Below are 13106 nucleotides of genomic sequence, written 5' to 3'. Positions count from 1 at the left end.
GTTTCTAGTACTATGTTGCGTGATTTGGCGATCAGGCTTTCAGTTACTTTAGACATGAAATTATCAGAAGATATTCTCAAAATCTTTTTTCAGGAGATGATTAAAGGCCTGTCCTCAGAAGAATTAGTTTACCTGATTTCAGGTCTGCCGTCCTTTCTTAAGCCATTTTGCTATAAGACAAGAGTTGGTTTTGTTTCAGATGCTTCTTTGAAATTGTATCACTCAAATAAGAAAAAGATTACCGAGTCTATTCTTCAGGTTTTTGAAGGATATTTAAACCAGGAAGTATATATGGTGGTAAAGTTCAGAAGGCTAAAGCAATTGCAGCGTAAGCGATTTTCCCCCAATAAAATAAAATCTTAAGTTGTTTTAATTTAATATCTGAGTTAATTAATTAAAAATAAGTGATCAATAAAAAAGGCTGTCCCAATGCGAGACAGCCTTTTTGTTTTTTAAGATAATAAGCCTCTATTCTTTAATAAAGGTTTTTATATACTGGTCATTTCCATCTGTAATCTTAAGGAAATAGGTTCCTGCAGTCATTCCTACTACATTAAAGTCTGACTGGAAGTTACCAGATGTACCGCTGATCTCTCTCTGCATCAGCAATACTCCCAGTGTATTGTATATTGACACCAGCACCTTCTGGTTTGCTCCGATTGAATTATATTCCAGTGTAAAACTGCTGTATACAACATTCGGATACAATTTTATATAGATACTTTCAGAAAGCGATGGATGAATCGCAACAGGATCTGCAATGGTTTTAATCACATTACTATATTGTGAATGAATCCCTGTTGAATTAACAGCTTTTACTTTATAAAAGTAAACACCGTCTGGAATAAGGTTTTTGTCATTATAGCTTGTGCTGTTTGCCGGCAATATAGCTATTACTTCAAAGTCAGATCCGTTTACAGAACGTTCAACAATATATCCTGTTTCAGTAGTGGAGTTATCCAGCCAGCTCAGATTGATCTGTGTAGCTGATACTGCCTTTCCTGTAAGGTTTGTAGGCGCTTCTACCGATGTATATACAGTTATTGCCTGGGTTGCCGTACCAGCACAAGCATCACCAATTTTGTAAGTATAGGTAATGTTAAATGAACCGGCACCGGTTATTGCAGGATTAAACGTTCCATCGACAATTCCCATTCCTGAATAGGTACCTCCGACAGGTTTTCCTCCTGTGAGAGCAAAAGCAGGTGTGTTTACATCAACAGGAGCAATTGCATCAAGAGTAACTTCAGGAGATTCGGTTACAGTTATATTCTTGCTTTCAATAGTCAGGCAGTTATTTGTATTAATACTGTACTTGATAGTATGTATACCAGAACCTGCAAGGGATGGATCAAACAAACCGTCTGTTCTGACTCCTTTTCCTGTCCAGACTCCTCCTTCAGGACTATATCCACTAAGGTTATATGGAGTCGTACTTTTGCATACTGTTTCGTCAGAACCTGCATTGGCAGTATTTACTTTTCCGATAGCAAAAACCCTATCACTGGAATCTGCTTTTGTCGGAGCTTCGCTATCAGTTATTCTGATAAGGTAATTGTCAGAAGCAGTGACGGATTCCGGCAAAATCCATGTATATGTTCCAGTAGCAGGCTGACCTTCAACTATCGATGTATATGTTTTACCGCTATCAGAAGAGTAGGAGAGGTCAACAGGATTGGTTCCTGTGCTTAACCATGAAATATTGATAGCAGCGCCAGAGCAGAAGCTTTCTCCTCCGTTAGGTGAAAGGAGTGTAATGTCAGTAGAACCTACTTTAACATGTGTACATGCTTCTGCGTTTGTTTTCATTCGCTCCATGTTACCTGTGTTGTCTCTTGCTATAGAGAAGAAACAGTAGTTGTAACCAGGAGTACCTTTGAACAGATAAGGTCTGTCTGCTGAATATTTCTGAGCCAGAATGTTATATGGTCCTCCGTTTTCAGAAACATATAGATCATAATTTCCTGGCCCGCTTCCTTTTTCATCGTCTTCAACTTTCACCGTTATCAAGGTAGTTGAATCAATCTCGACAGGTAAAATATTGACTGAAGAGACAGGGGCTTTAGCATCCAGAGTATTACTTGCCTGATTAGTGATAATAGGTTCGTTGGTATCAAATACAATGGAAGCTCTTGCTCTTACTGTATCTCCGGTCTGTACACTTTCTTTCGGACGGATAGAGTACGTTACATAACCTTCTCCGTTTCCAAACAGATCATTAATAGGCAGGTAACCTTTCAATGGATTGGAAGGAGGTAAACCAGTTGCAGGATCAATTGTCTGGAATGTCCAGAACAGTTCGTTTTTAATTACATCAACACCTGCAATAGCTTCTACATCATAACCCAGAGAATCCGGAAGGTCGAGTGTGGTCAAATAGCTTGACTGGTTTGCCGGAACTTCGAAGTTGAATTTACCGAATCCAAATTTCCCTACTCTAAAGCTTAGCGGATTCAGATGATCATCTAAAGGAACAGTAATGGAAACTCTCTGTGCTGCAGTAGTCGCTGCTGCAGAGTCATTTTCATAAGTAACCTTATAGGACATAGGCTGAGAAGAAGCCACCATTCTATCAGGTCCATAACCCACAGGCCCGATGATTTCATTCGGATCACAAGAGCTGAGGATATTGGTACAGAAGAATTCTTTTCCGATACATGTAGCAACGTTGATAAAGAACTCAACACCACTGGATGAATTCACACAGTTGATTCCATCAATAATCATCTGACCACGTCTCTTAACTTCTTCATTGGTTTCAGAGCAAAGTGTTACAGCTACTGTAAATTTGATCGCATTAGCTGCGATGCTCATTGAAATAGCAGGGTTAAATCCTTTAGCATCTTTTGCCGATAATGCTCCGTTAAGTCCGTCTGCAACTCCTCCCACCACTGCATTTGCATAGCAGTTATCTATTGGGAATAAAGTTGATCCTACTGATATGGCAGCAGAATAAGGGTCACTCGCCTTGGTAGCCACTTTTACAGCCTGGTTTGTTACATCAAATGTTTTCTTACATATATCACTTGATGTATTGCTCTCATTACAAGGCTGCTGCGGAGGAGGAGGTAGTTCCTGCTCGCTTGGCGTCCTTGGTCTTGGAGGGACATAATATTTGCTTGTTCTGTAAGAACCAGGTCCTTTTGTTCTGCTTCCCGGTTTTTTCCTTGGAGGTGTTCCAGGGGGAGTTCCAGGAGGGGTTGTCTCTGGTCCAGGATTGATTGTTCCTGTTGGTCCGCTTTCTCCACCAGGTCCTGTTCCGCCAGGTCCTGTACCACCAGATCCGCCTTCACCACCGGATCCACCACTTGTTGAACCTCCGTCACCAGGTCCGCCAGGTCCACCAGGGCCACCAGTACCACCAGGTCCGGTTGTGCTGGATCCACCAGGGCCACCCTGACCACCGCTTCCACCGCCAGGTCCGCCAGTTCCACCAGGTCCGCCAGGCCCTGCAGGAGTCGTACTGTTTCCAGGTCCGCCCTGTCCGCCAGGACTTCCAGGTTGGCCATATCCACCAGGAGCGCCAGGGATACCAGCTTCTCCCGGTTTAGGTATTCTTGGAGTGAATACAAGTAATAATGTATCGGTACCCTGAAGTTTTAAAGAGAATTTTCCTCCATAAGTATAGTTATGGGCAACAAATCTCGAAGTGTCAATTGAAATCTTGGAAGTTTCAAATGACTTGATCCCGCCCTCTGCTACTGCAATTGGCCAGCTTTTGGTTACTGAAGGCCACCAGCCCGAAAGATATCCGGGATAATTGTCTTCGTCAAGAGATGAAATTCTGACAACAAAAGGATTCGTAGCTGTTGCTGTAACATTGATGCTTCCCTGAACTTTAATCATATCAAAGCCAGGATCAGTACCAGCTGTACCATTGTATTTGTTGATTTCCCACAGATAATCCTGTCCCGGACCGAAAACAGCTGTTGGCAGATTTACAGTTCCTGGGCTTGCTCCCGGATCATAGTTGAAAGTAATTCCATCAGTATCATTTTCTTTGGGATATGCAGCATTCAAACCTTCTGCGTCCAGACAGCTGTGACATGCAAAATCAAAGCCTACTGTATCAGTCTCAGTTAGTAATCCGTTTTTGAACGAAGGAGTCAGGAAGAGATCAACAAAAGCTTTTCTGTTACCAGCAGTTTCAACCAATCCTTCAACAATATCAGCTCTTAATAGAGCAGGGTCGGAAAGTATTCCAAGTCTCATAAGTTCAAGGTCCTGATTCAGCTTTTTCATTAAGTGTTGCTGATCATATGCGTATAGTCTTACAGATAAAGGGAAATTGTTATAGTTGAAATCTCTTATTCCCAGATTTACAGCAAGTGTAATCTGTTTTCCTGGTGCAAGATCTCTTGATATAAATGGTATCAACTTGATTCCCCCTATTTCTGTATAGTCAGTATTGGGAAGATCGATATCAAGAGGGTAATCCTTTCCTGTGATGATTTTACCTTCAAGTTTCTGAACTTCTACTACTTCAGTTTTTTCTAAAACTGTAAGGTCTCCATGCAGTACCGGAATATCTACGTTTGAAGTATTTCTAAAAGTAAAGGTATAGAATCCGCTTTTACCTTTTCTAAGAATACTCGGAGCCTGAGGTATGTAATCGATAGTATAGGCTTTAGCCGCTTCAACAACCACTCCTTTAACAAGAACCTGTTCTTTGTTATCCGGGTTGATAGCCACAACATCATAAATACCTTTCGGCGTTGAAGTCAGATCCCAGCGTAACTGTAGTTCCATACTGCTAACCATTTTAACAACTTTAGCAGTGGCTACTGTTGCATTGCCATTTTTCAATACGACTTTTACTCCATTTTTGAAACCGGCTCCGTTTAATACCCCGCTTACAATGCCTTGTCCCATCTGATTTGGAGTAATGTTCAGTATGGAGAATGGAAGGGCTTTAGCAAGCAGTTTCAGTTTTTGATTTCCATTATAACCAACAGACGATCTGATCAGGATATAATAGTTGCCGACTTTCGTTTGCGGTACCAGTACTTTCTGATTTGGCCTGTTTGTTTCTGTGTATTTGAAATCAAAATCAGTGCTTGATGGCACTCTGTTGTATGCGATGTATACTTCATTTAATCCGTATGACTGATCACTTGTCAGAGTAAATATAAGGTCAAGATCAGCTTCCACATTTACCTGATAGTACAATCTGTCCTTAGGTGTAAGCACAGTATTCTCAACCACATCGAGATATAATGAGCGTGCTTTTACTGTCAATGTATTGCTGCTAGCTCCGGTGTTATTGTTGGTATTGATTTCATTCACCGCATTGGAACTGTTGGTCTGAAGCAATCCGTTGTATACATCCGGAGTAATTCCTGTTAAAGGAGCAGAGAATGTTCCTCTTATCGAATCACCAGGTAAAAGTTTGATGGATGTATAATCATAATTTACCAGCATGTCCTTGTCAGTCTGCAGGATGAGGTCTTTGGATAAGAATACATTGTTGCGCAGATTTCCTATTGCAGGCACTGTTCCTATGTTTCTCACAGAATAGGACGCCTGAATCGTATCGCCAAGATATGCAGAAGGAGTGAGGTTTAGTCTCTTCACCACCAGATCTGCCGGTGCTGCAGTAGAAATCTTAATTGGTAATCCGATGGACAGGTTGTTATCATCCTGGTTATTTTCATAGACCAGATTTTGATTATCAGCTTTGTAGAAAATGAAATAGTTACCATTCAGATAGTCGGGAAGTTTAACTTCAATACTATCGGTATAACTTTCATTTTTCTTCAATATCTGATTAAACCCTGATTTTCCTACCTGCACAACACCTGATTGAGAAGCCAATGCAGGATCAAGAGCCACATATATAGCATCAGTCCAGTACTTGATGTCTTTGTAGATGGATTGAGCATCTGTACCACCTTGGTTTTTCACAGTATATTTAACTGTGATAGTCTGACCTGCATAAGCTTCAGAAGGAGCATTCCAGGAAGTTACAATCAGATCAGCCGCAGGGTTTGAAGTAAGGTTGATGGCTTTAGCAGCAATATTATTTTTTTCTGAAGCATCATTTATGACCGCCTTTGTCGGATCCGTCACCAGGAATATAAAATATTTTCCTGAAAGGCCTTTTGGCAGATCAACTTCAGCAGACCCATTATAACCTTCCTTAGGTGAAAGCGGACTGTTTCTGAAATTATTTACAACTAAAGCTTTATCATTCGCATCCAATATTGAATCTGCAGAAAGGTAAATTCCATCTGACCATGAATTGGCTTTGGTAATATCATTGCCGATATTGTTTATCTTCCAGTCAATTTTGAGTTTGCTTCCTGAATTCCCTACCGAAGGCACTGTAAGAGAAGTTACTGACAAGTCAGCTTCCAGAGGTGCATATTTGATGTATACACTTTTTAAAATACCTTTCAGGTTGTTTGCTTCACTTCCGTTTTCAAATATATCATTGTGAGGATCTGAATAAACAAAGAACCAGGCCTCTCCAATGCTTTCAGGAGCAGTAACTTTGAGTTCCAGATTTTTGATCTGCTCAGGCTCAAATACTCCTTTCATATAATTGCTCCTTAAAACATATACAGGATTCCATGTAGATGTTGAAGAATAATAAACATAATCAGAATAGTCTGCTGTAACTCTTCCGGTTCCAATGTTTTTGACCTGATATTTTACCGTGAATTCTCTTCCTGCATAAATAGTATCAGGAACTTCGACAGACAGTACCGATAGATCCGCATAAGATCCTGCAGAAATTTTCATGGTTCCTTCACTTCTTGCAATGTTATTAGCTGTATAGGTGTGTTCAAAAACTTTGAACTCTTCATTGGTTACCACATATACATAATAATCTCCTGCAATACCTTCCGGAATATTTATTTGCTTAGTATTTGTATAAATTGAGTCTGCAAGGAACTCAGGATTGTTCGTTTTATAGAATTTTCCAATACTGATGGAAGAATCTTTATTGAAAGTATTTTTCTTCGAGATATAAATATTATCGTACCAAACATTCTCTGATTTATGAGGTCCGCTTGCTCCTATATTTTTTACTGTATAAGAGAAGAATCCTTCTTTGCCAGCAACTGCTGTAGCCGGAGCATCAACTTTAGTTACAGAAAAATCAGGAGGAGGAGTGAGGTTAATTGTAATCTGCTCACTTGCCTTAATGTTATTTCCATAACGAGAAGCTTCATCAACACCCTCTTTGTCTGCTGCAACTACAAGGATATAGTACTTACCTACATATTTAGGAGGCAGATTCACTTCACTTATCATGGTATATGAACTGTCTATTGCAAGTGGTATACCGGCAAAGTTCCTACAAATATCTCTTTCTGTTTTGCTTTTCAGGGCAACAAATGAATAGCCTATATAGACGTCAGTCTCAGGAGAATAGGTTTCATCTTCAGAGAGATAGATCATATCGTTCCAGTATTGGTCATAACAGCTTGGAACAGCTCCTCCTCTGTAAGATCCGCCACCAATGCCACCGGTCACCATAGGAATTACACCGCTTGCATAAGATTTCTTTCCTACAGCATTGGCCTGACCAATATTTTTAACCTGATAGGTCACATTGATTTTACTTCCGTTAAATACTGGAGTTGGTGCTCCTACACTCGTAACTGCAAGGTCTGCAGCAGGTGATGGATTTATAGTAATGACTTTATATATATAATTGTTTTGTTCATTGCTTTCAAGTACATGGCTTCCACCGCTGACTCTCTCTGTTGAGCATTTATCTCCTGTAAGGGTTCCGCTACAAGTAGCATGAGTGTTATCTGTAATAATAAACAGATAATAAGTGCCAGGTGTTGACGGTAGTGTTATTTCCTGGCGCTGTGTATAGGATTTATTAGGTTGCAGATAACTAATGTTGTCAAATGTTCCCAGTAATTGATCCTCGGCCGCTCTTAAGTCAAGGTCAGTAGAAAGATATACTCTGTCTTGCCATGCAGCACTTCCGGTTGAAGCCAGACCCGTATTTTTAACTTCCCAGGTAAGCTCAATAGGAGTTCCCCCATTCGCAGATTTAGGAATAGTGGTATCTACAATCTGCAAATCAGGTAATGGCATGGTCTTGAATCTTTGCACAGGACCCTCTGTAGACCTGCAGTTGTTTTTCGCTATTACCTGCCATTTGTATAATAGATTATTTGTTAAGCCTGTTTTTGCAGCATAAGCAGGTCCGGAGATATTAGTTGCATAATTGTTAGATGGTCTGGAAGCTAATGAATCCGGCCATATATACAGATCATATGAAGTAGCACCAAACGAGGAAGACCAGGTTAGATTTACCGGTACAGATGCATTGATGGCTCCGTCTGCCGGCTTCATATCTGTGATAGCAGCGGGTGTAACAGGGTTTTTTACGGATACTTCTATGGTTTTGGAGGCTCCTCTTTCACCACAGTCAGCAACGGGAGTTACAGTAAGATTGAAAGTTCCGGTTGTAGTCCAGTTTACCTTTACAGATGCTCCTGCTCCTGTTCCGGTAACCAAGCCTCCGCCTGAAACCTGCCATTCGTATTTAGTAGCGAATTGACTATTAACAGAATATGTCCATTCCCCCGGACAAACGTCTGTCAGGCCGTTTATTGCAGAAGGTTGATCAGGTACAGGACAAAAAAGCTTAAAGGTCTGAACTGGTCCTTCAGTTTGTTTACATGTGTTTCTGGCTACTATCTGCCAGTTATATATTACACCCTTTGCAAGTTCTTCTGTTACTCTGTATGTAAGGCCTGTAAGATTGTTTCTGAAAGGCAGTCCTGGTTTTGATTCACTTTTTTGCCATAGGAAAAGGTCATAAGAAGTGGCGTCCTTTGCAGTTGACCATGAAAGGTCTAATGGAAGGGTAAGATTTTCTGTGCCATTTGCTGGAGTCATTCCTGATACAGCAACAGGAACAGGAGAATTGATGACTGTTACCTGTAAAGTACGTGCAGTTCCTGTCTTTCCGCATTTAACAGAAGGTGTGACGGTTAGTGTATAAGTCCCGGGTGTGATCCAGGTTACCTCTACTGACGGTCCTGATCCGGAAATCACTCCATCGCCTGTAACTGACCATGTATAATCTATCCCATCAGCTCCTTGGATGCTATATGATTTTTTTACAGGACAAGTTTGTGTTTCTCCTGAGATAGCTGATGGTTGTTGAGGAGTAATACAATTCAGAGTAAATGTCTGTATCGCACTTTCTTTGGATTTGCAGCTATTTTTTGCTACAACCTGCCATTTATATGGTTTTCCAAATTCCAATCCGGAGTTAAGAACATAACTTGTTGAAGTTATTTCTTTCTGCATCGGACTGCTTGGTTTAGAGCTGCCATCCTTCCAAATAAAGAGATCATAGTTGTCTGCATTTTGACTTGCAGACCAGGAAAGGGTTAATGGCAAAGCAAGATCTGTTGCAGCATCAGCAGGAATCATATTGACAGCAGCAACAGGAGTAGGTTTGTCTGCAACAGTAACAGTTAATGTTTTTGCAGTACCTGTTTTTCCACATGCTACTGACGGCGTCACTGTGATGATAAAAGTTCCTGTTGACGTCCAGTTTACGGATGCAAAGCTTCCAAAACCTGTTACGGTGCCTCCTCCGGAAACAGTCCAGTTGTAATCAACACCTGATTGCTGTTCAACGTAATAGGTCTCTTCTCCCGGGCATGCAGAGGTAGAACCATTTATGGCTGCGGGCTGAGAAGGAGTTACACAGTTTAGTGTAAATGTCTTCAAAGTGCTTTCCTTTGTTTCACATATTGATTTTGCAACTATTTTCCATTTGTATGGCACCCCATAATTAATTCCGAATGTTACTTTATAAGAAGTATCGGTAATGTTGTTTGCATAAGGATAGGTTAATGAAAAATCATTGTTACCGTAATAAAGGTCATATTTTGTCGCATTAGCTGTTTTATTCCAGGTAAATATTACCGGCAACGTCAGATTATTTGCATCATTTGCCGGATGAACAGTTGTAACAGTTCCTAATGGAGGCAATGATACTACTGATATAGTTTTGGAAATAGTATCACTGTTCTTTCCGCAATTACCATTGATATAAAGTGAAACAGTCTGGTTCCCCAGAGTATTCCATTTTACAGTAATGGTGCGGCCTTCATTTTTGGTGATGGTACCTCCGGAAGAAACCAGCCAGTGATAGGTTGCCCCATCAAGGCTTGATGTTGAATAAATTTGTTCTCCCAGACAGGAACTTTCCTCTCCCTGGATGGCATATGGACGGTTTGGATTAACACAGAATGTTCTTACTACAGGATCTGCAGCTTTATATGTGGCATTCCCATTTTGGGAAGCCTGTATAGTAACAGTTCCAATACCAGTAAAAGATACTTCTCCATTATAAAGCTGTGCCGGTCCTGAGACTGTATATGTTACAGGAAGACCTGAGCTTGAGGAAGCATTCAGTGTAAAATAATCATCAAAGTCTCGGTCAGGCAGTGGATTAAATGTAATGGTTTGAGGAGTTTGCCCGAAAGACAAAACCCCATTAGGTGAGAGTTGAACTATAATAGCTTTGGTACTATAATCATTTCCCTGGCTATAACCATTTGCATTTGATTGGACTGGAAGAGATTCGCTATTGGAATAGCCTGCAGCTATGACATTACCATTTCCATCAGATGTAATTGCTGTAATCTGATCATCATAGCTTCCTCCATAATAAGTAGCCCATTGCCTTACACCAGAATTGTTAAATTTCAGAATAAAGCCGTCATCATCATATTGTGTAGATCCCTGAGACTGATTATATCCTCCGGCTATTGCAAGTGTAGGTAAATTACCTTGAGATGAATAACCTCCTACAAGGATATTATTAGATTTATCAGAAGCAATGGCAGTTCCATAGTCATTGCCTGTTCCACCATAATAAGTAGCCCATAAACGAGCTCCAGCGTTTGAAAACTTTACAATAAACGCATCGCTTTCACCTCCGGCATTAGAAGTTTGGTTGTAAGCTCCGGAAAGATTCTGAAGAGGAAAATCAGCACTTGCAGTTCCTCCTGTAATTAATACGTTATTACCTGCATCAATTGCAATACGACCTGCAGTTTCAGTTCCATTCCCTCCATAACAGGTAGCCCAAACCAGCGATGCACTGCTGTTAAATTTCATAAGGAAGGCATCATAAAGATTTGTCCCGGAAAAATTTATATTCTGGTTGTATGCACCGGATACTGACTTTCCCGTAAATCCGTAAGAGGTAACCCCTGTAATCCAGAAGTTGTTGTTGGCGTCTATGGCAATTCCACTTGGGTTAATAGATATTCCACCGTAGTAGCTGGCCCAAAGTCTGGCCCCATTTGCATCAAACTTTGCGAAATAAATATCGCCGGTTCCAAAGGAAGTAGAAACGTTAAGTGCTCCAGTCAAGCTTTTGACAGGAAGGTTCGTACTATTGGTAGTTCCTGTAACGATAATATTTCCGGATCCATCGATGGCTACATCACTACCCTCTTCATCTTCAGATCCACCAAAGTAAGTACTCCATTGAAGAGCACCACCTGCATTAAATTTCGCAATGAATGCATCTTTGACATATTCTTCACCAAATGGTTGTTGGTACCCCCCGGACAGTGTTTTTACGGGGAAATCATTACTGGTTGTACTTCCTGTAATGGCTATATTACCATTCGCATCTACTCCGATTCCAGACAGCACGTCTTCATCATTTCCACCAAAATAAGTAGACCACTGGCGAACTCCATTGTTATTGAATTTAACTATAAAAACATCCTGGTATCCGGAAAATGAAGATTGATTATATCCTCCTGAAATATTTTGAGTTGGAAAATCATCGCTGTATGTATTTCCCGCCATATATATATTGCCAGCTGCATCTGTTGCAATATCTATGGCTTCATCATGACCTGTTCCACCGTAGTAGGTGGCAAAAGGGTCTATAATAAGCACTTGATTTTTGTTGAAACGAGATAGATTAAATCCAACCGTTTTATTGTTTATTAATTTAAAGTCTGAAGCTACTTCAACCGTTTGATTATTGATTATCTGATATGTATAAGGTTTAAGTTCTTCAATTTTTCCTAAGCTATGATTGATCAGAAGTTGTCCATTGCTGCTTATTGCAGTTCCTTCAGCACCCTCATACTCCATTGCTATTTTGGAAGGATCACCTCCAGGATGAACTATAAAGTCATATTTCAGCCCTTGATTGTTGGCATAAAAAACAAGGTCAATATTGGGATATATCTTTTTATAGATAATTTTTCTGTATCCAGGTACATTGGTAATGCCATCCGGACAATGTTTATAATAAAAGTTATAATGACCTTCTGCTTTTTCTTCAGTAAGGATTTCAGGAGTTTTATTTCCACCTTTTAAATGAAGGACTAAAGTTTGCTCTTCAAAGGTCACCTCGTTGTTTTTACCCTGGTCCTTTAATTTTCCTGTTGCTTCGGAAAATTGTTCTTTTTCTTTCTTGAAAGAATAAACAATCCGATCAAGAAGGAAATAGACTTGAGCACCTTTGGCGGACATATAATATCTTATGTCCTTCATGGCTTTTCCGTCATGGCTTGCCAGCTGTCCTCTGTTTTCAATGAAAAGAGGAGAAGCATTTTTTTTGATTGTACTTAAATCACTTGCCTCTATTGGAATGAAGGCAGTAAGAAAAAAGCAGCACAATAAATGTAAAAAACGATTCATAAATAAATTAATAAAATTTGCTGTTAGAAAATTTTTATGTGCCCTTAAATCAGGGATATATATTGAGTACTATAAGGTAAAATTTGATTTTAATATGATTTTTTTTGTCCTCTAAAAATTCAATGGAATACAAAGTTAGTATAAATTCAATTGAAGGTAAGTCAAGTAAAACGGTATTTTTTTATTAGAATAATCTTCTGAATCCTTAGTGTAATGGGATGATACAGCTTAATATAGTATTTAAATTATGTCTGAAAAAAAAACTGATGTTTGTCAGAAAAAATCTCCTTGTCTGTGAATGTTTTACTTTGTTAGGTTAAAATGTAAGATTGATTGTTTAAACACGGGAAAAGTATATTTATGATTATTCTAACTATTAGATTTAAGTGTTTGTAAATTGAATTTATTAAAGTCAGATTAAAATTTTTTAATTATTTAGA

Annotated in this window: 2 protein-coding genes; one reads left to right on the top strand and one right to left on the bottom strand. The window is 39.7% G+C overall.

The features are described from left to right. Nucleotides 1-12: 12 nt before the first annotated feature. A complete protein-coding gene (locus MYP_RS12585) occupies nt 13-363 on the top strand; it encodes a hypothetical protein (RefSeq protein WP_156140553.1) in 351 nt (116 codons plus the stop codon). A gap of 105 nt (nt 364-468) precedes the next feature. Here the strand turns inward: MYP_RS12585 and MYP_RS12580 are convergent, their stop codons facing one another. Next, complete coding sequence (locus MYP_RS12580; RefSeq protein ID WP_081990504.1) at nt 469-12666, bottom strand: DUF7948 domain-containing protein; 12198 nt, start codon at nt 12664-12666, stop codon at nt 469-471. Between the last annotated feature and the right edge of the window lie 440 nt (nt 12667-13106).

Origin of the sequence: Sporocytophaga myxococcoides (assembly GCF_000775915.1) — a bacterium.
In the GTDB taxonomy this organism is placed as follows: domain Bacteria; phylum Bacteroidota; class Bacteroidia; order Cytophagales; family Cytophagaceae; genus Sporocytophaga; species Sporocytophaga myxococcoides_A.
The sequence above is the reverse complement of the archived record's forward strand: the minus strand, read 5'-3'. Positions and strand labels throughout refer to the sequence as shown.